Below are 25,517 nucleotides of genomic sequence, written 5' to 3' on the forward strand. Positions count from 1 at the left end.
CCGGCATGGATCGCCCGCAAGAGTGACCGCGAACGGTCCGTCGGTCGCAGACGGTCCGTCGGTCGCGAACCTGCCTCACTTGCCGTACAGCGCCTCGATCTCGTCCGCGTACGCCGCCGCCACCGCGTGCCGCTTGACCTTCAGGGACGGCGTGAGCATGCCGTTGTCCTCGTTGAACTCGCCCTCGACCAGGGCGAACGCACGGATCGACTCGGCCCGGGAGACGGCCTCGTTGGCGTAGTCGACGGCCTTTTGGACGGCGGCGCGCATCCGGGGGTCCCCGATCACCTCGGCCGGCGGGGTGTCGGCGGGCAGTTTGCGTACGGCGAGCCAGTGGGCCACCGCCTCGGGGTCGAGTGTGATCAGGGCGCCGACGAAGGGGCGGTTGTCGCCGACGACCATGCACTGGCCTATGGGCGAACGGCTGCGCAGACGGTCCTCCAGCACGGCCGGGGAGACGTTCTTGCCGCCGGAGGTGACGAGGATGTCCTTCTTGCGGCCGGTGATGGTGAGGTAGCCGTCCTCGTCGAGGGAGCCGAGGTCGCCGGTGGCGAACCAGTCGCCGTGGAGCACGGCGTCCGTGGCGGCCGGGTTGTTCCAGTACGAGCCGAAGACGATGCCCCCCTTGATGAGCACCTCGCCGTCCTCGGCGATTCGGACGGCGGTGCCGGGGACGGGTTGGCCGACCGTGCCCGGGCGGGGTTTGAGGGGCGGGACGATGGTGGCGGCGGCCGTCGTCTCCGTGAGGCCGTAGCCCTCGTAGACGATGATTCCGGCGGCGTAGAAGAACAGGTTGAGGTTGCGGTCCAGCGGGGAGCCGCCGCTGATGGCGTAGCGCATGCGGCCGCCGAGCTCCTTGCGGATACGGCGGTAGACCAGCAGGTCGTACAGGGCCCAGGCAGCGTAGAGGCCGGGGCCGGGGCCCTTGCCCTCGTCCAGGAACTTGTTCAGATACGCCTCGCCGAAGCGGACGCCGATGCGGTCGGCGCGGTCGAAGGAGGCGCCTCGGCCGATCTTCTCCGCCGTCGCGCGGCCGGTGTCGTGGATCTTCTCGAAGAGGTAGGGGACGCCGACAAGGAAGGTCGGGCGGAACTCCCTGAAGGCCGGGCGGAGTTCGTCGGGCTTGATGCTGGGGCAGTGGCCGATCTCGATGCGGGCCATCAGGCAGGCGATCTGGAGGGTGCGGCCGAGGATGTGGGCGAGCGGGAGGAAGAGGAGGGTGGAGGCGTCCTGGCCGGTGACCTCCTTGAAAATCGGGTGGAGCAGCTGGACCGTGTTGGCGGCCTCGGCGTGGAGGTTGCCGTGGGTGAGGACGCAGCCCTTCGGCCGGCCGGTCGTGCCGGAGGTGTAGCAGACGGTGGCGATGGTGTCGGGGGTGAGGGCCGCGCGGCGCTTGGTGACTTCGTCGTCGGGGAGGTGCCGGCCGAGGGTGGTGAGGGCGGCGACAGCGGCGAGTGCATCGGCCGTCTGCGGCGCGTCCAACTGCCATATGCGCGGGGGCTGTTGGTGGCCTGCCGTGGCTGTCGTCACCGTCTCGGTGTTCTCCTCCGTCTCGGTTATGACGTAGTGGGCGCCCGAGTCGCGGACGATCCACTCCACCTGGTCGGCGGAGGAGGTGGCGTATATGGGCACGGTCTGGCCGCCCGCGGCCCATATGGCGAAGTCCAGGACCGTCCACTCGTAGCGGGTACGGGACATCACGGCGACCCGGCCGCCGGGTTCGAGTCCTGCGGCGATCAATCCCTTGGCCACGGCGGTGACTTCGCGGGCGAAACCGGTCGCGGTGACGGGGTGCCAGGTGGTGCCCCGCTTGCGGCGGAGGACCACGGTGTCGGGGGCCTCGGAGGCGTTGGTGTAGGGGAGGTCGGCGGTGGTGTCGGTGGTGGGGTGTTGGGCGAGGGGTGGGGTGCGGGCCTCGCGGACCACTCCGTGGTCGTCCTTCGCTATCTCGACCCTGGTGCGCGCCATCAGGTCGGTGCGCTGCTTCGCCCGCTTCAGGTCCTTGCGTACGCCCATGTCGGCTCCCGGTGCCAGGTGGACTTACCGGGGGGTCAACTTACTCGCGCGTAGCGGAAGGTCAATGGGTCTGGTGGGGGTTGGGTGCGGGTGCCTCCGGCGGTGGGGGTGCGGATGCCTGCGGCGCCTGTGCGGGTGGGGTGGGGGTTCGCGTAGCGCCTGCGGGTGGGTTGTGGGTCGGGGCCGTGCAGGGGGGTGTCCGTCCTCGGACCGGCGGTTGGACTTAGGCCGGGAGGTGCCGCGTGTTGACGCCGGCCACTGCGGGCGGACACCCCCCGGCACGTCCCCTTCCCGCCGTACGCGGCCGCGGCGCCGCGGGGGTACGCCCATCACGGCCGTATCGGCCTCCCGCCGCGGGCGACTGCCCGTCCGTGGGGGTACGCGACCACCTCTCGATGCCGGCCCAGGCAATTCAGCCCGTCCGGCGTTTGAGGACGAGGCCCTTTCGGGGCCGAAGCGGGGGTCTGGGGGCGGCAGCCCCCAGGGACGGGACGGGTAGGGGCGGCGGGGGCGAGGGAAAGGTCTGGTGTGCCGGTCAGTCCTGGCCCGTGAGGTCGGTCGCGCGGTGGATCGCGTCGGCCAGGTGGCGTACCTCCTCGTCCTCCGTGGTGGTCGCCAACCTGTCGGCGCGGGAGGCGAGTTCGGAGAGATGGGACCCGCCCGGCAGGGCCGTCCAGCGGTCGTCGCCGAGGCGGAGGGCGTCGGCGAAGTAGGCGGCCGTGGCCGTGACCTGGAAGCGAGGGCTCGCGCTCCAGACAGAGGAGTCGAGGGAGCCGGTCTCCAGGCGGCCCGACTCCTCGTGCGGGGCACGGGAGTTGGGGTCGAGCCAGCGGACGGTCGCCGTGGCGAGGTGTCCCTCCGTACCGGGGCGGGTGCGGACGGCGTAGAGGGCCGTCACCGTGTGGCCGGGCCCGACCTCGCCGCCGTCGACGCTGTCGTCACGGAAGTCGTCGTCGGCGACCTGCCGGTTGTCGTAGCCGATGAGGCGGAACTCGGAGACCGTCGTTTCGTCGAAGGCGACCTGGGCCTTGGCGTCGCGCGCCGTGAGGTCGATGTTCTTCGGGAGCTCCTCGCAGAAGACCTCGCGGGCCTCGTCTTCGGACGAGACGTAGGTCGTGTGGCCGTCGCCCTTGTCCGCCAGGCGTTCCATCAGGGCGTCGCCGTAGTCGCTGCCGACGCCCACGCCGAAGAGGGTGATGCCGTGTTCGCGGCGCTCGGAGGCGATGCGTTCGAGGATGGTGTCCGCGTCGGTGTCGCCGGTGTTGGCCAGGGCGTCGGAGACGAGGACGACGCGGTTCGTGGCGCCCTCCCGGAGGCCTTCCACCGCTGTTTCGTAGCCCGTCTCCACGCCTGCGCCCAGGTTGGTGGAGTCCGTGGGCTCCAGGCTGTCGATCGCGTCGTGGATGTCGCCGCGGTTGTCGTCCAGGCGGGTCATCGGCAGGACCGTCTCCGCCTCGTCGCTGAAGGTGACGATCGCGACCGAGTCGTCGTCGCGGAGTTGGTCCGTCATGACGCCCAAGGAGTCCTTGGCGAGGTCCAGGCGGCCGGGTTCGGCCATCGAGCCGGAGATGTCGATGACGAAGGTGAGGGCGGCGGGCGGGCGTTCGTCGGCATCGGCAGCCGGGCGCGTGGCCAGGCCCACGCGGACCAGGGACCAGTCCTCGCGGTCGGTGCGGGCGCCGTCGACGGTGACCGTGAAGCCGTTGCCGTCGGGGCGGTCGTAGTCCTGGCGGAAGCTGTTGACGAACTCCTCGGGGCGGACCGTCGACGGGTCGGGCAGCCGGCCGTCGGCGAGGGCCCGGCGGGCGTAGCCGTAGGAGGCGGTGTCGACGTCCAGGGCGAAGGTGGAGAGGTAGTCGGGGGCTGCCTCGAAGTCGCGGGACTCCGAGTCGTCGTTGCCGTCGTTGTTCTTCTGTTCGCCCGTTCCGCCGGTGCTGTGCGTGTGGTCGGGGGCCGGGAAGCCGCTGGCGTAGCCGTTGTTGTCCGCCGAGGAGTCCCCGCTGTCGCCCGCGCCGCAGCCGGTGAGCAGCAGGCCCGCCGCCGCGCCGAGTGCCAGGAGGCCTCGTATTCGTTGTGCTCGGTACCGCTCCATCATCCGTGCCCCCTCGGTCCGTTGACGTCGACTTCTGTGACTGTGACGGGCCAGGGGGCCGGAACGTGCGCTACGGAGCGTTGCGGATGAGTCTCGAAGAGGGCACGGGGACGGCCCTTCGAGACCGGTGGGTGATCTTCCGTTGACCTACGACACCACGTCCTTGCGGGCGAAACCGCGGAAGGCCAGCGCGAACAGCACCAGGGCGTACGTTATCGACAGGGACGTGCCCTGGATCATGTCGGTCCAGTCGAGTTGGGGCCGTACGGCGTCCAGCCAGGCGTACTGCCAGTGGGAGGGCAGGAACTCCCGCCAGTCGCCGAGGGCCGTCACCTCGTCGAGGACGTTGCCGATGATGGTCAGGCCGACCGCGCCGCCGACCGCGCCCAGCGGGGCGTCCGTCCGGGTGGACAGCCAGAACGCCAGGGCGGCGGTGACCAGTTGGGACACGAAGATGTACGCCACGGTGATCACCAGGCGCTGGGCCGCGGTGGCGGGGTCCAGTGAACTGCCGGTGGGCAGCTCCAGCGGGCCCCAGCCGTACGCCGCCGTGCCGACGGCGAGCGCGGTGACCGGCAGCAGGATCATCGCGGCCAGGCTGAGGCTCAGCCCGACGACGAGCTTGGACCACAGCAGGCGCGCCCGGGGCACGGGCGCCGCCAGCAGATAGCGCAGGGAGGACCAGCTGGCCTCCGAGGCGACCGTGTCCCCGCAGAACAGGGCGACGGGCACGACCAGCAGGAAGCCCGCGGAGGCGAACAGGTTGACCGCGGCGAAGTTCGCCCCGGACAGCGTGGCCGTGTCCATCAGGCCGGTCCCGCCGTTGCGGGAATCCGGTGCGCCGCCCACCTGGAACGCGATGAGCAGGACGAACGGCAGGGCGAACAGGATGCCGCCCATGACGAGCGTGCGGCGCCGCTTCAGCTGCCGGACCAGCTCGACCCGGATGGGCAGGGTGCGGCCCGCGCGGTAGCCGTCGGCGACCTCCGCGCGGTCCGTCAGCGTGCCGCTCATGCGGAGTCTCCGATCAGGGTGAGGAAGGCGTCTTCGAGGCGGCGGTGCGGGCCCACCGACTCCACCGGGACTTCCAGCCGGACGAGTTCGGCGATCAGGCGCTGTGCGCTGCCGTCCGCGTCGAGCCGTATGAGCAGGCCGCCGTCGGTGCTCACCGCCGAGGCCACGCCCGGCAGGGCGGCGACCTTCTCGACGACGGGCTCGTCGACCGGCGCGCCGGTGCCGACCAGCAGGGTGTCGCCCGAGCCGACGATCTCCGTGACCGGGCCCGCCTGGACGAGCCGGCCGTGGTCCATCACCACGAGGTGGGTACAGGTCTGCTCGACCTCCGCCAGCAGGTGGCTGGAGACGATGACCGTGCGGCCGGCCGCCGCGTACCGGATCATGACCTCGCGCATCTCGCGGATCTGTGGCGGGTCGAGGCCGTTCGTCGGCTCGTCGAGGATCAGCAGGTCCGGCAGGCCGAGCATGGCCTGGGCGATGGCGAGGCGCTGGCGCATGCCCTGCGAGTAGGTGCGGACCGCTCGGGCGAGCGCGTCGCCGAGGCCCGCGATCTCCAGGGCCTCGTCCAGGTGGGCGTCCTGCGGCGGACGCCCGGTGGCCTGCCAGTACAGGTCCAGGTTCTCGCGGCCGGACAGGTGCGGGAGGAAGCCCGCGCCCTCGACGAAGGCGCCGACGCGGGAGAGCACGGGGGCGCCGGGCGCGATCGCGTGGCCGAAGACGCGGATCTCTCCGCCGTCCGGCTTGATCAGGCCCATCAGCATGCGCAGGGTCGTCGTCTTGCCGGCGCCGTTCGGGCCGAGCAGACCGAGTACCTGGCCCTTCTCCACCCGGAAGGACAGGTCCCTGACCGCGTAACGGTCGGCGGACTTCGCGTACCGCTTGCTCAAGTCCGTGATCTGGAGCGGCACTTCGGCCAGTGCCGGATCGGGGGCGGCGGGTGCCTTGGTGCGGCGCCGGCCGGTCACCAGCAGGGCCAGCGCGATCCCGGCGCCCGCGAGGGGCAGCCACCACACCCAGGCGGACAGCGTGGATGCGGTGTCGGTGTCGCCGAGCGCCGTCGGGACCGACAGCTCCCCCTTCAGGGAGACCGTGTACGTCGCCGGGGCCGTCGGGGAGGCGTAGCCGAGGTCGGTGGAGGCGAGGACCAGGCGCAGGCGGTGCCCGTCGTCGACCTCGTGGTCGATCGCCGGGAGGGTGATCGTGACGTCCTTGCCGGCCTTCGCGTCCTCGACGCGGACGGGCTCGACCAGCTGGGAGGGGAGCACCTGCCGGCCCTGGCCGCCCGGGCCGACGTCGTACACCTTGGCGAAGAGCACGGCGTCCTCGCTCGTGGACTTCACATGCACGGTGACCGTCGGCGACCCGGTGATCTGCAGGTCCTCCCGGACGGGCGCCGACTCGAACGCGGCGTACTGGCCCGGGAAGTCGAGGGACACCCCGACGCCGAGCGAGGACAGCTGGGCGAGTCCGCCGGAGCTGCCGAATCCGGGCAGGGCCGATACGGCGGGCGGGCTGGCGCCGGCCGGGTTCGCGAAGCTCTGCTCGCGCCCGGTCAGGGCGATCTCGCGCTCCTTGCCCGCCAGGCCGGGGTACTTGTCCGAGCTGACGCCGCTGAGCCGGGGCTCGCCGTCTCCGGTGCCGGTGCCGAGGGTGCGGGTGACGCGGAAGGCCGGGCCCGTGTCGACGCTCTTGTCGTCCTTGAGGTAGCGGTCGAACCAGGACTTCACGCGGCCCTGGATCCGACTCGTCTCCATGTCGCCGCCGTCATGGCCGCCGGAGATCCAGTCGACGTCGACCGGGGCGCCGCCCGCACTGATGGCCTTCGCCGCCTGGTCGGCCTGGCCGAGCGGGAAGAGGGAGTCGGACTGGCCCTGCATGAGCAGGGTGGGCACCTTGATGCGGTCGCCGACGGCGGACGGTGAGCGCTCCTCCAGCATGGTGCGGGCCGCGGCGTCCGGGGTGCCGGACTCGGCGACCCGGTCGTACATCTCGCAGATCCGCGTCTCGAACTTGTCGCAGCCGCCCGCCGAGTTGACGAAGATGCCCGCCCAGAGCTTCTTGAACACGCCGTTGGGGAACAGGGCGTCCGCGAGGTTCCAGTACGTGATCGCCGGGGCGATGGCGTCCACGCGGTCGTCGTGGCCGGCGGCCAGCAGCGCGATCGCGCCGCCGTAGGAGCCGCCCGCCATGCCGACCCGGGGGTCGCCGCTCTCGTCGAGCTCGACCTGGGGCTGCTTCGCGAGCCAGTCCAGCAGCCTGGAGACGTCGGCGACCTCGCCCTTCGGGTCGTTCAGCCCGACCTTGCCGGTCGACTTCCCGAAGCCGCGGGCCGACCAGGTCAGCACCGCGTACCCGTCCCGGGCGAGGTCCTCGGCCTGCTGCCGTACGTCGTTCTTGCTGCCGCCGAAGCCGTGTCCCAGCAGGACGGCCGGGCGGCGTCCGGAGGCGCCGGAGGTGAAGAACGAGGTGTCGATGCGGACCCCGTCCCCCATGTCCATGACGCGGCCGGCGTGCTGCACCGCGGGCGTGTCGTCGTCGGCGACGGCCGTCCAGGTCCCGGCACCGGCGAGGACGACGACGGAGGCCGCGGCGGCGAGCCACCGGCGCGGCCTCCTTACTCGCCCTCGCAGTGCGGGCAGTCGAAGATCCATGGTTCAACGGTACGGGGCCAACCTGTCGGCAAGTTATCGACCGGGGGCTGAATCGTGGGCCCTCCCGTAGGGGTACGGCGGGAGTTTTGTCTACCGCGTCCGTGGTACGACGGGTGAGAGCTCGGGGGGTTCGGTGATCTGCCGGCTGCGGGTTCGCTGTGTTGCTCGCGCCCACGCGGCGGAGCCGCAAATCGATAGAGCCCCGCGCCCCTAACGGGGCGCCTGCTCGTCCGTCGGTATGGAGATCAGCCACCTTGTGTCCCGGCGCGGGCGTAGGTACATCGCCCAGTACAAGGTCGCCGCCGCCACTATTCCGCCCGTCCACAGCAGGTACGTCGTCTCCTGCTGGCTCAGGACGTACACCAGGACCGCTGTCAGCAGGACCGGCATCGCCGGCCACAGGGGCATTCGCCACGCGGGGGTGTGCTTGTGGGGGCCTCGGCGGGATGTCAGCGCGGCGATCGCTACGAGCAGGTACATGCCGGTCACCGAGACGCCCGTGACGCCGTACAGGGTGTCGAGGTTCACGAAGCACAGGGCCGCGCCCGGTACGCCCACCGCCAGCGTCGACACCCACGGGGAGCCGAAGCGGCCGAGCTTGGCGAGGGCGTCGTTGACCGGCCGGGGCCAGGCCTTGTCGCGGGCGGAGGCGAACAGGACGCGGGAGTTCTGGATGACCATGACGATGCCCGCGTTGATGATCGCGAGGGCCACGCAGAGGCTGACGAAGGTGCCGGTCGCGGAGTTGGACCAGGCCGTCACCATGGTGCCGAGGTCGCCGCCGGTCAGTTCCTGGAGGTCCGACGCGCCCAGGGTGATCGCGACGACCGGGACCAGGATGATCACGGCGGAGATGCCGAGGGTCGCGAGGACCGTGCGGGCGACGTTGCGGCGCGGGTTCTGCAGTTCCTCGGAGAGGTAGACGGCGGTCGAGAAGCCTTGGGTGACGAAGAGGGCGATGGCGAGTCCGGAGACGATCAGCAGGGCCGTCACCGGGTCCGTACGGCCGTCCGGGGCGGCCACCTCCATCGACAGCAGGCTGCCGGGGCCGCGCTCGGCGTGGGCGAAGCCCAGTACCGCCACGACGGCCGCGGCGATGACCTCCAGGACCAGGAAGACACCGGTGATCCAGGCGTTGGCGCGCAGGTCGAGCAGGCCGGCGAGGGTGGCGAGCAGCATGACGGCGGCGCCGGTCATGGACGGGTCGAGATGTATGAGCGGGGCGAGGTAGTCGGCCGTGCCCATCGCGATCACCGGCGGGACGATCATGACGACCAGCAGGGACAGCACGAAGACCAGCCAGCCCGCCAGCCGTCCGGCCAGCGTGGACACCATCGCGTACTCGCCGCCCGCGCTGGGAATGAGGGTGCCCAGCTCCGCGTAGCAGAACGCCACGGCGACGCAGAGCAGGGAGCCGATGGCGATCGTGAGGGCGGTGGCGGTGCCGAGCGAGCCGAACAGGTCGGGGACGACGACGAAGAGGGTGGAGGCGGGGGTCACGCAGGAGAGCGTGAGCAGGGTGCCGCCGACGACGCCGATGGAACGCTTGAGCTTCTGAGGGCTGTCCGACGCCTCGACGACGGCGCCCTCGACAGGGGTGAGGGTGTCGGTCACGAGGGGGATGCAACATTGACGGAAACCGTCACGTCAATGGCTGATTAGCTGCGGAATTCGTTGCCGGAGGGCCTGTTGACGCGTGTTAACGTTGCGTCAAAGCCGTGTACAGCACGACTTTCGAGCATGCGGGAACCGCAGCGCGGGCCCGCAAAAAAGTGGGGCCGTCCGCGATCCGGACGGCCCCACACGCTCAGGTCGGTGCGTCAGTGGTTGCGCGGGAACCCGAGGTCGACGCCGGACGGAGCGTCGGCGGGGTCGGGCCAGCGGGTGGTGACGACCTTGCCCCGGGTGTAGAAGTGCGTGCCGTCGTTGCCGTAGATGTGGTGGTCGCCGAAGAGCGAGTCCTTCCAGCCGCCGAAGCTGTGGTAGCCGACGGGGACCGGGATCGGGACGTTCACGCCGACCATGCCGGCCTCGATCTCCAGCTGGAAGCGGCGGGCGGCGCCGCCGTCCCGGGTGAAGATCGCGGTGCCGTTGCCGAACGGCGAGCTGTTGATCAGCGCCACACCGTCCTCGTACGTCTCGGCGCGCAGCACGCACAGGACGGGGCCGAAGATCTCGTCCTGGTAGGCCCTCGCGGACGTGGGCACCTTGTCGAGGAGCGAGATGCCGATCCAGTGGCCGTCCTCGAAGCCGTCGACCGTGTAGCCGGTGCCGTCGAGGACCACCTCGGCGCCCTCGGCGGCCGCGCCGGTCACGTACGACGCCACCTTGTCGCGGTGGGCGGCCGTGATCAGCGGGCCCATCTCGGAGGTCGGGTCGTTGCCCGGACCGATCTTGATCTTCTCGGCGCGCTCGCGGATCTTCTCCACCAGCTCGTCGCCGATCGAGCCGACCGCGACGACCGCGGAGATGGCCATGCAGCGCTCGCCCGCGGAGCCGTACGCGGCCGACACGGCGGCGTCGGCGGCCGCGTCCAGGTCGGCGTCCGGGAGGACCAGCATGTGGTTCTTGGCGCCGCCCAGGGCCTGGACGCGCTTGTGGTTGGCGGCGGCGGTGGTGTGGATGTAGCGGGCGATCGGGGTCGAGCCGACGAAGGAGACGGCCTTGACGTCCGGGTGCTCCAGGAGGCGGTCGACGGCCACCTTGTCGCCGTGGACGACGTTGAAGACGCCGTCCGGGAGACCGGCCTCCGCCAGCAGCTCGGCGAGCTTGATGGACGCCGACGGGTCCTTCTCGCTCGGCTTGAGCACGAAGGTGTTGCCGCACGCGATGGCGATCGGGAACATCCACATCGGGACCATCGCCGGGAAGTTGAACGGCGTGATGCCCGCGACGACACCCAGCGGCTGCCGGATCGAGGAGACGTCGACGCGGCCGGCGACCTCCGTCGACAGCTCGCCCTTCAGCTGCACGGTGATGCCGCACGCCAGGTCGACGATCTCCAGGCCGCGCGCCACCTCGCCGAGGGCGTCGGAGTGCACCTTGCCGTGCTCGGCGGTGATCAGCTCGGCGATCTCGTCGCGGTGCGCGTCCAGCAGCGCCCGGAACTTGAACAGGATCGCGGTGCGCCTGGCCAGGGAGGACTGGCCCCAGGTCAGGTAGGCCTCCTTGGCGGCCGCGACCGCCGCGTCCACCTCGTCGACCGAGGCGAAGGCGACCTTCGTGGTGACCGCGCCGGTCGCCGGGTCGGTGACCGGCCCGAACGTGCCCGACGCGCCTTCGGCGGTCTTGCCGCCGATCCAGTGGTTGACGATCTTCGTCATGACCGGTTACTCCTTCACAGATGGCGGCGTCGGGTCGAGACGTGCCGTTCGTACAGCTCACGTGCCTTGACCGCCGACGGTCGCGTCGCGGTCTCGGCCACGGGAACATCCCACCAGGCCTGCGCGGGCGGCGGGCCCGACACTGTGTCTGCCGTTTGGGTCTCGACGTAGACACATGTGGGAGTGTCGGCGGCGCGGGCCTCGGCGAGCGCCTCGCGAAGATCGCTGACGGTCTTCGCGCGCAGCACCCGCATGCCCAGGCTCGCGGCGTTGGCGGCCAGGTCGACGGGGAGCGGGGCGCCAGTGAACGTGCCGTCCTCCGAGCGGTACCGGTACGCGGTGCCGAAGCGCTCGGCGCCCGTCTCCTCCGACAGGCCGCCGATGGACGCGTACCCGTGGTTCTGCACCAGCAACACCTTGATCGCGACGCCCTCCTGCACGGCGGTCACGATCTCCGTCGGCATCATCAGATACGTGCCGTCGCCGACCAGCGCCCACACGTTGCGCTCGGGGGCGGCCAGCTTCACGCCGATCGCGGCCGGGATCTCGTAGCCCATGCAGGAGTAGCCGTACTCCAGGTGGTACTGGTCCCGCGAGCGCGCCCGCCACAGTTTGTGCAGGTCGCCGGGGAGGGAGCCGGCCGCGTTGATGATCACGTCCGACTCGTCGACGATCGCGTCCAGCGCGCCCAGCACCTGCGGCTGCGTGGGACGTACGTCCGGCTCGTCGGCCTCGTAGCAGGCGTCGACGCGCTGCTCCCAGCGCTCCTTGTCCTCGGTGTACTCGGCGATGTAGCTGTCGGCGACCCGGTGCGCGTGCATGTCCAGGGCCGCGGTGAGCTCCTGCAGGCCGCTGCGGGCGTCCGCGATCAGCGGCATTCCGGCGAGTTTGTGGCCGTCGTAGGGCGCGATGTTGAGGTTGAGGAAGCGGACGCCGTCGCCGGCGAAGAGGGTGCCGGAGGCGGTGGTGAAGTCGGTGTAGCGGGTGCCGACGCCGATCACCAGGTCGGCGGTGCGGGCGAGTTCGTCGGCGGTGGCGGTGCCGGTGTGGCCGACTCCGCCGACGTCCTGGGGGTGGTCGTGGCGCAGGGAGCCCTTGCCGGCCTGGGTGGAGGCGACCGGGATGCGCGTGACCTCGGCGAACTCGGCGAGGGCCGCCTCGGCGCGGCTGTGGTGGACGCCGCCGCCCGCTACGACCAGGGGCCTGCGGGCGGACCTGATCGTCCGTACGGCCTCGGCGAGTTCGGTCGGGTCGGCGCCCGGGCGGCGTACCACCCAGGTGCGCTCGGTGAAGAAGTCGTCGGGCCAGTCGTAGGCCTCGGCCTGCACGTCCTGCGGGAGCGCCAGCGTCACGGCGCCGGTCTCGACGGGGTCGGTGAGCACGCGCATGGCTTGGAGAGCCGACGGAATCAAGGCTTCCGGCCGCGTGATCCGGTCGAAGTACTTCGACACCGGGCGCAGACAGTCGTTGACCGACACATCGCCCGCGTACGGCACTTCGAGCTGCTGGAGGACCGGGTCGGCGGGGCGGGTGGCGAAGACGTCGCCGGGGAGGAGCAGGACCGGGAGGTGGTTGATGGTGGCGAGGGCGGCGCCGGTGACGAGGTTGGTGGCGCCGGGGCCGATGGAGGTGGTGACCGCGTGGGTGGACAGGCGGTTCGACTGGCGGGCGTAGCCGACCGCCGCGTGCACCATCGACTGTTCGTTGCGGCCCTGGTGGTACGGCATGGCGGGGGATGTCCCGCCGCTGGACGCGGCGCCGTACTCGATGAGCGCCTGGCCGATCCCGGCGACGTTGCCGTGGCCGAAGATGCCCCAGGTCGCGCCGATCAGGCGCTGCCGTACGCCGTCGCGCTCGGTGTACTGGGCGGACAGGAAGCGGACGAGCGCCTGTGCGACCGTGAGCCTCGTCGTTGAGGTCATCGGTAACCCCCTGTGCTTTCTGGGTGGGCCGAAACGAAGCGGATCCGGCACTCTCGTACGGCTCCGCGACCCCGTCCGACTCGATGGCGCGGGTGGGGGACCTCCGGCGCGGGGCCGTAGCGGGCGGGGAGTCTTCGCTCGCACTTCGCTCCTGCCAAAGCAAAGCGGCTACCCGCGCCGGAGGCGATCGGTGCGTCGGCGCTCCGCGGGAAGAGCCGACGTGGTGTTGCGCGTCGTGCGGGGCCGGCCGCGCCCGTGTGGCCGGGCCGCGGGGCGGTGGCGCCTCGCGGCCTGACGGGACGGAGCGTCCGGCTCGTGGTCATGGGGACCTCACAGCAGTCCTACGGCAGTGTCCACCGCGGCGCTCACGTCGCCGTCGGCCGGGTAGAGCAACGAGCGTCCCACCACCAGGCCCCGCACGGTGGGCAGTTGGAGGGCGCCCCGCCACTTCTCGTATGCCCCGTCCTGATCGTCCCCGACCTCCCCGCCGAGCAGCACGGCGGGCAGCGTGGAGGTCGCCATGACCTCGGCCATGTCGTCGGGGTTGTCGGTGACCGGCACCTTCAGCCAGGTGTAGGCCGAGGTGCCGCCGAGCCCGGAGGCGATGGCGACGGACTTGGTGACGGCCTCCGCGGACAGGTCGTTCCTGACCTTGCCCTCGGGGGTGCGGTGGCTGATGAACGGCTCGACGAAGACCGGGAGTCGACGCGCGGCCATGTCGTCGATGGCGCGGGCGGTGGACTCCAGGGTGGTGAGGGAGCCGGGGTCGGCGTAGTCGATGCGCAGGAGCAGCTTGCCGGCGTCGAAGCCGAGGCGCTGGATGTCCTCGGGGCGGTGGCCGGTGAAGCGGTCGTCGAGCTCGAAACTCGCGCCCTGGAGGCCGCCGCGGTTCATGGAGCCCATGACGACCTTGCCGTCGAGCGCGCCGAGGAGAAGCAGGTCGTCGAGGACGTCGGCGGTCGCCAGGACGCCGTCGACGCCGGGGCGGGACAGCGCCAGGCAGAGGCGTTCGAGCAGGTCGGCGCGGTTGGCCATGGCGAACCTGCGGTCGCCGACGCCGAGCGCGCCGCGGGCCGGGTGGTCGGCGGCGACGATCATCAGCCGGCCGGAGTCGCCCAGGAGGGGCCGGCGGGTACGGCGGGCCGCCGCCTCCGCGACCGCTTCCGGTCGCTGGGTGCGCAGGCGGACCAGTTCGGCGATGTCGACGCTCACTTGACGGCCCCCGCGGCGATGGCGGCCTCGATCTCGCCCGGCGTCGGCATCGCCGAGGAGCACTCCAGGCGGGAGGCGACGATGGCGCCGGCGGCGTTGGCGTGCCGCATGATCTTCTCCAGGTTCCAGCCGTTGAGGAGCCCGTGGCAGAGGGAACCGCCGAAGGCGTCCCCGGCGCCGAGACCGTTGAGGACGTTCACCGGGAGGGGCGGGACCTCGGCCTGCTCGCCCTGGCTGTTGACGGCGAGGACGCCCTTGGGGCCCTGCTTGACCACCGCGATCTCGACACCGGCGTCCAGCAGCGCGCGGGCGGCGGCATGGGGCTCGCGTACGCCGGTCGCGACCTCCACCTCGTCGAGGTTGCCCACGGCGACGGTGGTGTGCTTGAGGGCCTCGGCGTAGAAGGGGCGGGCCTCGGCCGGGTCCTGCCAGAACATGGGGCGCCAGTCGAGGTCGAAGACCGTGATGCCGGACTTCGCGCGGTGGGCGAGGGCCGCGAGCGTCGCCGTACGGCTGGGCTCCTCGCTCAGGCCGGTGCCGGTGACCCAGAAGATGCGGGCGTCGCGGATGGCGTCGAGGTCGAGCTCGTGGGCGTCGATCTCCAGGTCCGGGGCCTTGGGCCGGCGGTAGAAGTACAGCGGGAAGTCGTCCGGCGGGAAGACCTCGCAGAAGGTGACCGGGGTGGGCAGGCCCGGGACCGGGGTGACCCAGCGGTCGTCGACTCCGAAGCCCTGGAGGGCCTCGTGGAGGTAGGCGCCGAAGGGGTCGTCGCCGGTGCGGGTGATGACCGCGGTCTGCCGGCCCAGGCGGGCCGCGGCCACCGCGACGTTCGTCGCCGAGCCGCCGAGGAACTTGCCGAAGGAGGTGACCTGCGGCAGCGGGACGCCGGTCTGCAGCGGGTAGAGGTCCACTCCGATCCGCCCCATGGTGATCAGGTCGTACGCCATCGCGTTCCCTTCGTATCGGCTCTCCCGGCTTTGTAGTCCGGTGCACGCACCCCTGTCAATGTTTTGTCCAGACATTCGGACCAGACCTTGACAGCGCTTGCCATACGCGCTGAAGCTGACCGCCATGACGTCGTTGTCACCTCAGTCCTCACTGTCCCGCATCCGGATCGGCTCGGCTCCCGACTCATGGGGTGTGTGGTTCCCCGACGACCCCCAGCAGGTCCCCTGGCTGCGCTTCCTCGACGAGGTCGCCGAGTCCGGCTACGAGTGGATCGAGCTGGGCCCGTACGGGTACCTGCCGACCGATCCCGCCGTCCTCACCGAGGAGACGGCGAAGCGTGGCCTGAAAGTGTCGGCGGGGACCGTGTTCACCGGTCTGCATCACGGCGAGGCCGTGTGGGAGAAGACCTGGGCGCACGTCGCCGACAACGCGGTGCTCGCGCAGGCGATGGGGGCGAAGCACCTGGTCGTCATCCCGTCCTTCTGGCGGGACGACAAGACCGGCGAGGTGCTGGAACCGGACACGCTGACGCCCGAGCAGTGGCGGAACCTGACCTCGCTGACCGAGCGGCTGGGGCATGAGGTGCGCGAGCGGTACGGTCTGCGGATCGTCGTCCACCCGCATGCCGACACGCACATCGACAGCGAGGACAACGTCGTCCGGTTCCTGGACGGGACCGACTCCGACCTGGTGTCGCTGTGCCTGGACACCGGGCACTACGCGTACTGCGGCGGCGACAGCGTCAAGCTGATCGAGACGTACGGGTCGCGCATCGGGTACCTGCACCTCAAGCAGGTCGACCCGGAGATCCTCGCCGACGTACGGGCCAAGGGGACGCCGTTCGGGCCGGCCGTGGCGCAGGGTGTGATGTGCGAACCGCCGGGCGGGGTGCCTGCGTTGGGGCCAGTGCTGGAGGCTGCGCAGAAGCTGGATGTCGACCTGTTCGCGATTGTCGAGCAGGACATGTATCCCTGTGCGCCGGACGCTCCGCTGCCTATCGCTCGGCGGACGCGGGCGTTTTTGAGGTCGTGCGGGGCGTAGGGGGCGCCTAGTGGGGTGCCGGGTTCCCTTGTGGGGCGAGTGCGGGATTGTCGGGGCTTGTCGCACAGTTCCCCGCGCCCCTTGAGGCGTTGCAGCATGGGTGGATGACAAGTGCCCTGCGTGTTCGGTCCGGGCAGGGGGTGTGGGGCTCATGGGAGACAGCCGTTGGCACGCCCCATCCTCGGCTGCGCCCTGGCGTGATCAGCTATCGCGGGATCCGGCTCGCGTTGGATCGGCCTCGACGGCGGCTTGAAGCGCCCATCGGGGCCGCGACCTTGCTGCTCGGCTTCGGCGAGCCGGTGCGGATCACCCGGCATGGCCGACCTGCCGACACCCTGGTCTCCGTCTACTGCGGGCCCACCACCACCCCCGCCGTCGGTGAGCACAGTGGTCGGCTGGCCGGTATCGAGGTGCTGTTGATGCCGTGGGCCGCGTTCTCGTTGTTCGGGACGCCGCAGTACGAGCTCGCCAATCGCACCGTCGACCCCGACGACCTGCCGCATGCCCTGCCCACGCGCATCGGCGAACTCGCCGCCGCGTTGGCCGCGTTGCCGACCTGGGCGGAACGGTTCGGGCTGCTCGACGACGTGTTCGCGCGCTGGTCGGGGGCCGGTACGCCGTGTTCGGCCCGGGTGGTGCGGGCCTGGACGGAGCTGATGCGCACGGGTGGGTCGATGCCGGTGGGGCGGCTCGCCGACGAGGTGGGGTGGAGCGTACGGCACCTGGAGAACCGCTTCCGGGAGCAGATCGGGCTGGGGCCGAAGGCGGCGGCACGTGTGCTGCGGCTGCAACGGGCGCGCCGGTTGCTGGCGGCGGGACGCGGCCAGGCGGAGACCGCGGCGGCCTGTGGGTTCTACGACCAGGCGCATCTGAGCGGGGAGTTCAAGGCGATGACGGGGTGCACGCCGCGTGAGTTCACGGCGGCGCGAGGGGTGCCGGTCGGGACGCCCGTGCCGGACCGGCTGACGGGCGAGGCGACCAGTCTCGTGCTCGCGTCCGGCCGTAGTGCGCATTTTTCCAAGACCCGTGACCTTGGCTGATGCAGGCTTTGGTCCTCGGCGAGCCGCAAAGGCGGGGGAGCTGGTGGGTCGGGCCCGGCGCAGCGGGTCCGGCCCACCGTTGCGTCGGGGCTGCCGCGGAACCGGCGTCTGTCAACGCGCCGCGCCCCTGCACCGGCGTGCCCGTCTGCGGCATCTGTGTCACAAGCGCGTCTTTCCTGTCACGCATGTCGCAAGTACGCGGGTCCCGCGTCACACTCCGCACACAGGCCCTGCCCCCTCCTCACTGTGCGTCGTTGACCGGACACAGGCTTTGTGATCGCCGGCGCAGCGCCACGGTCCCCCCGACGACCGCCCCCGGTCGCCGCCGCGGCGCGCGCGAGGAGGTGCAAATGATGACCGACCGAATCCTCTGGTCGTACAAGGAGATCGCCGCACACATCAAGGTGCAGCCGGACACCGTGCGGTCCTATCGCAAGCACGGGCTGCTGCCCCCGCCCGACCATGTGGAGGGCGGCAAGCCCTTCTGGTACCCCGACACCGTCCGGGCCTGGGTGGAGTCCCGGCCGGGCAACAAAGGACGCCGGACGGACTGACACCCCGGCCTGCTGACCTGCTGAGCTCCCGGAAAACAAGCTGTGCCCCACCAGCCACGTGGGGCACAGTCGTCCCATGGACTTCTCCGTCAAACCCACGCTCACCGGCGACAAGACCGTGCTCCGGCCGTTCACCGAGGCCGACGCCGACGTCATGTGGGAGATCTTCGAGGATCCCGAGGTCCTCCGCTTCACCGACGAGCCCTCCCAGGAGCTCACCCGGGAGCAGGTGCGTTCCTGGTACGGCTCCCGCTCCGACCAGCCCGACCGCCTCGACCTCGCCGTCATCGACCGCGCAGGCGGCGAACTCGTCGGCGAGGTCGTCCTGTACGAGTGGGACGCCAAGGCCCGCAGCTGTACGTTCCGCACGCTCATCGGGCCCCGGGGGCGCGACCGGGGGCTGGGCACCGAGGCCATCCGCCTCATCGTCGGCCACGGCTTCGAGCAACTCGGTCTGCATCGGATCGAGTTGGAGGTCTACGGCCACAACCACCGTGCCCGGCGGGCCTACGAGAAGGTCGGTTTCGCGGTGGAGGGAGTCCGGCGAGAGGCCGATCTGAGGGACGGCGAGTGGGTCGACTGGGTCGTCATGGCCATCCTCGACCGCGAGTGGTCCGCCCGGCACGGCCGCCCCGACGCCCTCAGCTCCACGGCTTCCTGACCCTCAGCTACACGGCTTCATGACCCTCAGGGCCACGGCTCGATGAACGTCAGCTCCACGGCTCGATGACGGTCACCCCCGCCCCCGGCGCCGTCCCCATCGCCTCCAACGCGCTCGGCACCGCGTCCAGCGCGATCGTCGACGTCACCAGCAGATCCGGCCGCAACACCCCCGCCCGTACCAGCTCCAGCATCGGCGGGTAGGTGTGCGCCGCCATGCCGTGGCTGCCCAGGAGTTCGAGCTCCAGGGCGATGGCGCGGGCCATGGGGACCGGGGTCGTACCTGACTCCGAGGGCAGCAGGCCCACCTGGATGTGCCGGCCCCGGCGGCGCAGGCCATTGACGGACGCGGCGCAGGTGACGGGGGAACCGAGGGCGTCCAGGGAGAGGTGGGCGCCGCCGCCGGTCAGGGCGTGGATCGCCGCCGACGTGTCGGGCACGCCCGACGCGTCCACGCACTCCACCGCCCCGAACTTCCGCGCCAGGTCCAGGGCCTGCGGCGAGACGTCCACCGCGATCACCCGTGCGCCCGACGCCGCCGCGATCATCACCGCCGACAGGCCCACCCCGCCGCAGCCGTGCACCGCGACCCACTCCCCCGCCGCCACCCGGCCCTGCTGCACGACCGCCCGGAACGCCGTGGCGAACCGGCAGCCGAGCGACGCCGCCGTGGCGAAGGACATCTCCTCGGGCACGGCGACAAGGTTGACGTCGGCGTGGTCCAGCGCCACGTACTGCGCGAAGGAACCCCAGTGGGTGAAGCCGGGCTGGGTCTGCCGCTCGCACACCTGCTGGTCGCCCGCCGCACACGCCGCGCAGCTGCCGCAGGCGCACACGAACGGCACGGTGACCCGGTCGCCGGGGCGCCAGCCGGTCACCCGGTCGCCCACCGCCTCGACGACACCGGCGAGTTCATGGCCCGGCACATGCGGCAGCATGATGTCCGGGTCGTGCCCCTGCCAGCCGTGCCAGTCACTGCGGCACAGCCCTGTCGCCTCGACGCGCACGGTCACTCCATGGGGGGCCGGGTGCGGGTCGGGCACCTCACGCACCTCGGCCGCCTCCTCGTACCGGTCGAACACCACAGCACGCATGCCCGTCTCCCTTCGGCCGCGCCCCTTGCACGGAGATCACCGCGAACGCTGGACGCTCCGCCGGGAACGCTAGACGCTCCGCCGGCTTCGCGGTACGGCACCCGAGCGCGGGGTCAGCCGCGCGCGCTCACCTTGTCCCGCTCCTGTGCGGGGTCCGGTGTCGGGGCCGCCGTCGGCCGGTTCGACTCGCCCTCGCTCACCCCGAACCGGTCATGGAACCGCCGCAGCGGCCCCGGCGCCCACCAGGTCGCCCGCCCCGTGAGGCGCATGACCGCCGGCACCAGGAGGCTGCGGACGATCATCGCGTCCATCAGCACCGCCAGGGCGATACCGAGGCCGAGCATCTTGGTGTTGGTCACCCGGGAGGTGCCGATCGCGACCATCACCACCGCGAGGATCACGGCGGCCGCGGTTATCAGGCCGCCGGTGCGCTGCAGGCCGTGGCGGACCGCCTGGTCATGGTCGCCCGTCGTGTCGTACTCCTCCTTGATGCGGGAGAGCAGGAACACGCCGTAGTCCATCGACAGGCCGAAGGCGACGCAGAACATCAGCACCGGGAGGGTCGTCTCGATCGAGCCGGGGCTGGTGAAGCCGAGCAGCCCGGACAGATGGCCGTCCTGGAAGACCCAGACCACCGCGCCGAACATCGCCGTCAGGCTCAGCGCGTTGAGCACGACCGCCTGGATCGGTATCAGCACACTGCCGGTCAGCAGGAACACCAGCAGCAGGGTGACGATCGCGATGAAGGCGGCCGCCAGGGGCAGTTGTTCCGCTATCGCGTCCTTGGAGTCGACCAGCACGGCCGCCGTGCCGGTCACCTCGGTGTCGAACGGCGCCTTCGCGGCGCGCAGTTCACCCACCAGGCGCTGGGCCGGTTCGTCGACCGCCTCGCCCTTCGGCAGCACCGTGAAGTACGCCGAGTCGCCCTTCACCAGCGGCCCGTCGACGCGGAGCACATCCGGGAGGGCGGCGATCCGCTTCTTGTAGTCGGCGTACTGAGCCTGCGTCGCCCGTCCCTCCGCGAAGACCTCCAGACCGCCGCCGGGGCTGCCCGGGAAGCCGTCGCGGATGTGCTGCTGCACCACATGGGACTCGGCGCTCGACGGCAGCTGACGGTCGTCGGCGGTGCCGAACTTCACGCCCAGGAAGGGCAGTCCGAGCAGGACCAGGACGGCGGTGGTACCCAGGGCGAAGAAGGGGGCACGGCGCATGACGAGGTTCGCGGTGCGGGTCCAGGCCCCGCCCTGCGTCGCGCCGGACGCCTGACCGGATGCTTGACCGGACTCCTGACCGGCTCCCTTCGGCCGCCCTCGCCGGAACAAGCGGCGCAGGTCCAGGGAGTTGACCCGGTGGCCGAGCAGGACGAGTGCCGCGGGGAGCAGGATCAGCGCGGCCGCCGCGGCCAGCAGCACCACCGCTATCCCCGCGTAGGCGAAGGAGCGCAGGAAGTACTGCGGGAAAAGCAGCATCGCCGCGAGGGAGACCGCGACCGTCAGGGCCGAGAAGAGGACCGTGCGGCCGGCCGTGCGCAGGGTCGTGCCGACCGCCGCCAAGGGCTCGGCGCCCGTGGCGAGTTCCTCACGGAAGCGGCGGACGATGAACAGGGCGTAGTCGATGGCGAGGCCCAGGCCCAGGGCCGTGGTGAGGTTCATCGCGAAGACCGACACGTCGGTGAGTTCGGTCAGGCCGCGCAGCACCGCGTTGGTGCCGAGGATCGCCACGATGCCGATGCCGAGCGGCAGCAGGGCCGCGATCGCGCTGCCGAAGACCATCACCAGCAGCACCAGGGTGACCGGCAGGGCGATCACCTCGGCGCGGATCAGGTCCTCCTGGATGGTCGTCTGCATCTCGTGCCGCACGGCGACCGGGCCGCCGACGCCGACCTCCACCGGACCGTGCGCGCCCCGGAACTCGGGCGCGAGGCGGTCCAGGGTCTCCCCCATCTCCTTCTCCTCGCCCGTGATGCGGGCGGCGATCAGCGCCTCATGGCCGTCCTCGGCGCGCAGGGCTGGGGCCGACGCGGGGTCCGCCTGCCAGTAGGAGCCGACCCCTGTGACGCCCTTCTCGGCGGCCAGGCGCTCCGTGAGCCGCCGGGCCTCGGCGGCCACCGCGGGGTCGTCCACCGAGGCGCTGCCCGCGTCCACGAGGAGCAGGAGGTTGGGCTGGGAGGCGGGGAACTCGCGCTCCAGTGCCTTGGTCGCGTATGTCGACTCGGCGTTCGGGTCCTCCCAGCCGCCGCTGCCCATGCGGTCGGCGACGCCGCTGCCGGCCACGACCGCGAGCGCGGTGAGCACCAGGGCCACGAGCAGCGACAAGCGGGGGTGTGCCGTCACGAAGCGGGTCCAGCCTCCGACTCGGGGTGGCCTGTTGACTTCGGTCATTGTGCGGTGTCCCCTTCACCCTGATCCATGCTGTTCATGGCCCGACGCGCTCGCCTGATCCACGTGAGCGCAGCCGGGCAGCATGGAGCCGTCGCTGCCATAGACTGGCAAACACGAGAGATCGCTCGCGTTTCTCAAGAATGCGAGCGGCCGCTCGCGTTTGTCAATCGCGTTCGGAGAACTGGGGATAACGCGTGTCCGTCAATCAGGAGAAGGACCAGCCGCGCCGCCGCCAGGCCCGCGGCGAGCGCCGTATCGCCCAACTCCTGGAAGCCGCGGCCACCGTCTTCACCACCACCGGCTACACGGCCGCCAGCACCAACGCCATCGCCCGCGAGGCGGGCGTCTCGCCGGGCACGCTGTACCAGTTCTTCCCGAACAAGGAAGCGATCGCGATCGAGCTGGGCGACCGGCTCATGCACGAGATGCGCGAGACGTACGGCGAGGCGCTCGCGCCCGTGGACCCCGCGACCCCCCTGGAGCAGGCGGTCGGCGCGGCCGTCGACCGGTTCATCGCCTTCAACTGCGAGCACCCGGTGTTCTTCGCGCTGATGCACGGCCCCGACATCCCCGGCCGCATCACCGAGGAGCACGACGCCCTGCACGCGACCCTGCTCTCCCGGATCGAGGGCCTGCTCTCCTCGGTCCTGCCGGACATCCGGCCGGCCGACCTCTCCCGGACCGCGCACATGTGCCTGGGCCTGTACAAGGCGGGCCTGGAACTGGTCCTCGCCCACGAGGGCACCGAGCGCGACGCCTACGTCCAGGAGCTGAAGAACGCCCTGATCCGCTACCTCGCCCCGCTGGTCGGCGACAGACTCGGGCCGACCCACTGACCACCCCCCTTGGAGTAATACCCCGTAGGGGTATAGCGTGGGGATATGGAGGCCCCCCGTGGGCCCCGTCAGCCCCACATGCCTCGACGAGGAGAACGACATGACCGCGCAGACCGACACCCCGGGTTCCGTCACCGCCGTCTACAAGGTGAGCGGCATGAGCTGCGGGCACTGCGAGGGTGCCGTGTCCGGCGAGATCTCCGAACTCCCCGGCGTCAGCTCGGTGAAGGCCGTCGCCTCGACCGGCGAGGTCACCGTCGTCTCCGCGGCCGCGCTGGACGAGGAAGCCGTTCGCGCGGCCGTCGACGAGGCGGGCTTCGAGCTGGTCGCCAAGATCTGAGCCGGACATGCCCCGCACCACCGACCAACCGCCGATACCGGGGACCGCCGGCCCGACCGGCGCAGCCGGCCCGGCCGATGCAGCCGGCCCTGCCGTCACCACCTCCGAAGTCGAGCTGCTCATCGGCGGGATGACCTGCGCCTCCTGCGCGGCCCGCGTCGAGAAGAAGCTCAACCGCATGGCCGGCGTCACCGCCACGGTGAACTACGCGACGCAGAAGGCGAAGGTCAGCTACCCCGCGGGCACGGAGGTCGCCGACCTCGTCGCCGTGGTGGAGAAGACGGGGTACACCGCCGAGGAGCCCGCTCCCCCGCAGCCCGCGCCGGAGCCGGCCCCGGACGACCCCGAACTGGCCGCCTACCGCCGGCGTTTCACCGTCTCCGCCCTGCTCGCGGTCCCCGTCATCCTGCTGTCGATGATCCCTGTCCTGCAGTTCGACAACTGGCAGTGGCTCGCGCTCACCCTCGCCTCGCCGGTCGTCGTCTGGGGCGGGCTGCCCTTCCACCGCGCCGCGTTCACGAACGCCCGGCACGGCGCGGCGACCATGGACACGCTGATCTCGATGGGCACGCTGGCGGCGTTCGGCTGGTCGCTGTGGGCGCTGTTCCTGGGCGACGCGGGCATGAGCGGCATGCGCGACGACTTCGAGTTCACCGTCGCGCGCGTGGACGGCGCCTCGCAGATCTATCTCGAGGTGGCCTCCGGGGTCGTCACCTTCATCCTCCTCGGCCGCTATCTGGAGGCCCGTGCCAAGCGGCGCGCGGGAGCGGCACTGCGTGCCCTGATGGAGCTCGGCGCGAAGGACGTGTCGGTCCTGCGGGAGGGCCGCGAGGTCCGTGTCCCGGTCGACCGGCTGGCCGTCGGCGACCGGTTCGTCGTACGGCCCGGCGAGAAGATCGCCACCGACGGCACCGTCGTCGAGGGCCTCTCCGCAGTGGACGCCGCCATGCTGACCGGCGAATCGGTGCCGGTCGACGTGACGGTCGGGGACACGGTCACCGGCGCCACGGTCAACGCGGGGGGCCGGCTCGTCGCCGAGGCGACCCGGGTCGGCGCCGACACCCAGCTGGCGCGCATGGCGAAGCTGGTGGAGGACGCGCAGAACGGCAAGGCCGAGGTGCAGCGGCTCGCCGACCGGATCTCCGCGGTGTTCGTCCCCGCGGTCATCGTGCTCGCGGTCGCCACCTTCGGGGCCTGGCTCGGCATCACCGACGACACGGTCGCCGCGTTCACCGCGGCCGTCGCGGTGCTGATCATCGCCTGCCCCTGCGCACTGGGGCTCGCCACGCCCACGGCCCTGATGGTCGGCACGGGACGCGGCGCGCAGCTCGGCATCCTGATCAAGGGCCCCGAGGTGCTGGAGTCCACGCGCCGGGTCGACACCGTCGTCCTGGACAAGACCGGCACGGTCACCACCGGCCGCATGACGCTCCAGAAGGTGTACGTCGCCGAAGGCGCCGACGAGGAGCAGGTGCTGCGGCTCGCGGGCGCCGTGGAGCACGCCTCCGAGCATCCCGTCGCCCGGGCCGTGGCCGCCGGCGCCGAGGGGCGGGTCGGGCGGCTGCCGGAGGTCGAGGGGTTCGAGAACGTCCCCGGGCGTGGCGTACGCGCGCGCGTGCAGGGCCGTGACGTGGCCGTGGGGCGCCTTTTCGAGGAGCTGCCCACCGAGCTCGCCCGCGCCCGGGAAGAGGCCGAGAGGGGCGGTTGTACGGCCGTCGTGGTCGGGTGGGACGGGGAGGCGCACGGTGTCGTCGCCGTCGCGGACGCGGTGAAGGAGACCAGCGCCGAGGCGGTGCGCGAACTGCGCGCGCTGGGACTCACCCCGGTCCTGCTGACCGGGGACAACCGGACGGTCGCCGCGGCGGTGGCGGACGCGGTCGGCATCGATGCCGGTCAGGTGATCGCGGAGGTCCTGCCCGAGGACAAGGTCGAGGCGGTACGGCGGCTGCAGCGCGAGGGGCGGTGCGTCGCCATGGTCGGCGACGGCGTCAACGACGCGGCCGCGCTCGCCACCGCCGATCTGGGTCTCGCCATGGGGACGGGCACGGACGCGGCGATCGAGGCCGGCGATCTGACGCTGGTGCGCGGGGACCTGCGGGTGGCCGCGGACGCCATCCGGCTGTCCCGCCGGACGCTGGCCACGATCAAGGGCAACCTCGTGTGGGCCTTCGGGTACAACGTCGCCGCGTTGCCGCTGGCCGCGGCGGGGTTGCTGAACCCGATGATCGCGGGGGCCGCGATGGCCTTCTCGTCCGTGTTCGTGGTGACGAACAGCCTGCGGCTGCGGACGTTCCGGTGAATTCGTAGTAAGAACCCCACTGGGCACCTCTGGAGTCCGAAGCCCAGCTCACATAAGCTCTTCACAAGGCTCACGCATCATCCTTACGCTT

At 71.4% G+C, this 25,517-nt stretch carries 18 protein-coding genes and 1 pseudogene; 7 read left to right on the plus strand and 12 right to left on the minus strand.

All coding sequences use genetic code 11. The annotated features are described in order from the left end of the window. Nucleotides 1-75 precede the first annotated feature (75 nt). The 10 genes and pseudogenes from EJ357_RS16415 to iolC all read right to left on the minus strand — a co-directional run bounded on the left by EJ357_RS16415 (nucleotide 76) and on the right by iolC (nucleotide 15,180). Nucleotides 76-2,016: an AMP-dependent synthetase/ligase gene (locus EJ357_RS16415; protein ID WP_126392340.1), complete on the minus strand. Its 1,941-nt coding sequence runs from the start codon at nucleotides 2,014-2,016 to the stop codon at nucleotides 76-78. Nucleotides 2,017-2,551: 535 nt separating this feature from the next. After that, nucleotides 2,552-4,108 carry a vWA domain-containing protein gene (locus EJ357_RS16425; protein ID WP_175647822.1) on the minus strand — a complete coding sequence of 519 codons (1,557 nt, stop codon included), beginning with the start codon at nucleotides 4,106-4,108 and terminating at the stop codon, nucleotides 2,552-2,554. Between the two features lie 147 nt (nucleotides 4,109-4,255). Continuing rightward, nucleotides 4,256-5,122: an ABC transporter permease gene (locus EJ357_RS16430; RefSeq protein WP_126392343.1), complete on the minus strand. Its 867-nt coding sequence runs from the start codon at nucleotides 5,120-5,122 to the stop codon at nucleotides 4,256-4,258. Next, on the minus strand, nucleotides 5,119-7,776 hold the full coding sequence (locus tag EJ357_RS16435) for a CocE/NonD family hydrolase (RefSeq protein WP_126392344.1): 2,658 nt from the start codon (nucleotides 7,774-7,776) through the stop codon (nucleotides 5,119-5,121). The genes EJ357_RS16430 and EJ357_RS16435 overlap by 4 nt, the downstream gene beginning before the upstream one ends. Before the next feature lie 210 nt (nucleotides 7,777-7,986). Continuing rightward, nucleotides 7,987-9,390: an APC family permease gene (locus EJ357_RS16440; RefSeq protein WP_126392345.1), complete on the minus strand. Its 1,404-nt coding sequence runs from the start codon at nucleotides 9,388-9,390 to the stop codon at nucleotides 7,987-7,989. 206 nt (nucleotides 9,391-9,596) lie between these two features. Then, nucleotides 9,597-11,099 carry a CoA-acylating methylmalonate-semialdehyde dehydrogenase gene (mmsA, locus tag EJ357_RS16445; protein ID WP_126392346.1) on the minus strand — a complete coding sequence of 501 codons (1,503 nt, stop codon included), beginning with the start codon at nucleotides 11,097-11,099 and terminating at the stop codon, nucleotides 9,597-9,599. 14 nt (nucleotides 11,100-11,113) lie between these two features. Beyond that, nucleotides 11,114-13,021, minus strand: a complete 1,908-nt coding sequence (iolD, locus tag EJ357_RS16450; RefSeq protein ID WP_126392347.1) for a 3D-(3,5/4)-trihydroxycyclohexane-1,2-dione acylhydrolase (decyclizing) — start codon at nucleotides 13,019-13,021, stop codon at nucleotides 11,114-11,116. A 95-nt stretch (nucleotides 13,022-13,116) separates the two neighbouring features. Further along, nucleotides 13,117-13,230: pseudogene (locus tag EJ357_RS49350) on the minus strand (5-deoxy-glucuronate isomerase); the annotation flags it as partial. Between the two features lie 121 nt (nucleotides 13,231-13,351). Further along, the gene (locus EJ357_RS16460) at nucleotides 13,352-14,233 is read right to left on the minus strand and encodes a Cgl0159 family (beta/alpha)8-fold protein (protein ID WP_126392348.1); all 882 of its coding nucleotides are present in this window, start codon (nucleotides 14,231-14,233) and stop codon (nucleotides 13,352-13,354) included. Next, nucleotides 14,230-15,180, minus strand: coding sequence for a 5-dehydro-2-deoxygluconokinase (iolC, locus tag EJ357_RS16465; protein ID WP_126392349.1), 951 nt, complete (start codon nucleotides 15,178-15,180; stop codon nucleotides 14,230-14,232). The genes EJ357_RS16460 and iolC overlap by 4 nt, the downstream gene beginning before the upstream one ends. A 124-nt stretch (nucleotides 15,181-15,304) precedes the next feature. Between iolC and EJ357_RS16470 the strand changes: the two genes are divergently transcribed. The 4 genes from EJ357_RS16470 to EJ357_RS16485 all read left to right on the plus strand — a co-directional run bounded on the left by EJ357_RS16470 (nucleotide 15,305) and on the right by EJ357_RS16485 (nucleotide 18,477). Continuing rightward, complete coding sequence (locus EJ357_RS16470) at nucleotides 15,305-16,222, plus strand: sugar phosphate isomerase/epimerase family protein (protein ID WP_126399546.1); 918 nt, start codon at nucleotides 15,305-15,307, stop codon at nucleotides 16,220-16,222. 227 nt (nucleotides 16,223-16,449) lie between these two features. Further along, nucleotides 16,450-17,262: a helix-turn-helix domain-containing protein gene (locus EJ357_RS16475; protein WP_228473176.1), complete on the plus strand. Its 813-nt coding sequence runs from the start codon at nucleotides 16,450-16,452 to the stop codon at nucleotides 17,260-17,262. A 350-nt stretch (nucleotides 17,263-17,612) separates the two neighbouring features. Beyond that, nucleotides 17,613-17,816, plus strand: coding sequence for a helix-turn-helix transcriptional regulator (locus tag EJ357_RS16480; protein ID WP_228473076.1), 204 nt, complete (start codon nucleotides 17,613-17,615; stop codon nucleotides 17,814-17,816). Between the two features lie 76 nt (nucleotides 17,817-17,892). Further along, nucleotides 17,893-18,477 (plus strand): GNAT family N-acetyltransferase, encoded by a 585-nt coding sequence (locus EJ357_RS16485; RefSeq protein WP_126392351.1) that lies wholly within the window; start codon nucleotides 17,893-17,895, stop codon nucleotides 18,475-18,477. 49 nt (nucleotides 18,478-18,526) lie between these two features. Here EJ357_RS16485 and EJ357_RS16490 read toward each other — a convergent pair whose 3' ends face one another. Both EJ357_RS16490 and EJ357_RS16495 read right to left on the minus strand, forming a co-directional pair. Next, on the minus strand, nucleotides 18,527-19,570 hold the full coding sequence (locus EJ357_RS16490) for a zinc-dependent alcohol dehydrogenase family protein (RefSeq protein ID WP_126392352.1): 1,044 nt from the start codon (nucleotides 19,568-19,570) through the stop codon (nucleotides 18,527-18,529). Between the two features lie 113 nt (nucleotides 19,571-19,683). Then, nucleotides 19,684-21,951, minus strand: a complete 2,268-nt coding sequence (locus EJ357_RS16495) for an MMPL family transporter (RefSeq protein WP_126392353.1) — start codon at nucleotides 21,949-21,951, stop codon at nucleotides 19,684-19,686. Between the two features lie 194 nt (nucleotides 21,952-22,145). On the opposite strand from EJ357_RS16495, the gene EJ357_RS16500 reads away from it, so the two are divergent. From EJ357_RS16500 to EJ357_RS16510, 3 genes are all read left to right on the plus strand, one after another. After that, entirely contained in the window at nucleotides 22,146-22,787 is a 642-nt protein-coding gene (locus EJ357_RS16500; RefSeq protein ID WP_126392354.1) for a TetR/AcrR family transcriptional regulator, read from the plus strand. Nucleotides 22,788-22,887: 100 nt separating this feature from the next. Further along, a complete protein-coding gene (locus EJ357_RS16505) occupies nucleotides 22,888-23,127 on the plus strand; it encodes a heavy-metal-associated domain-containing protein (RefSeq protein WP_126392355.1) in 240 nt (79 codons plus the stop codon). A 7-nt stretch (nucleotides 23,128-23,134) separates the two neighbouring features. Then, on the plus strand, nucleotides 23,135-25,426 hold the full coding sequence (locus EJ357_RS16510; RefSeq protein ID WP_228473077.1) for a heavy metal translocating P-type ATPase: 2,292 nt from the start codon (nucleotides 23,135-23,137) through the stop codon (nucleotides 25,424-25,426). Nucleotides 25,427-25,517: the final 91 nt, after the last annotated feature.

Origin of the sequence: Streptomyces cyaneochromogenes (assembly GCF_003963535.1) — a bacterium.
In the GTDB taxonomy this organism is placed as follows: Bacteria; Actinomycetota; Actinomycetes; order Streptomycetales; family Streptomycetaceae; genus Streptomyces; species Streptomyces shaanxiensis.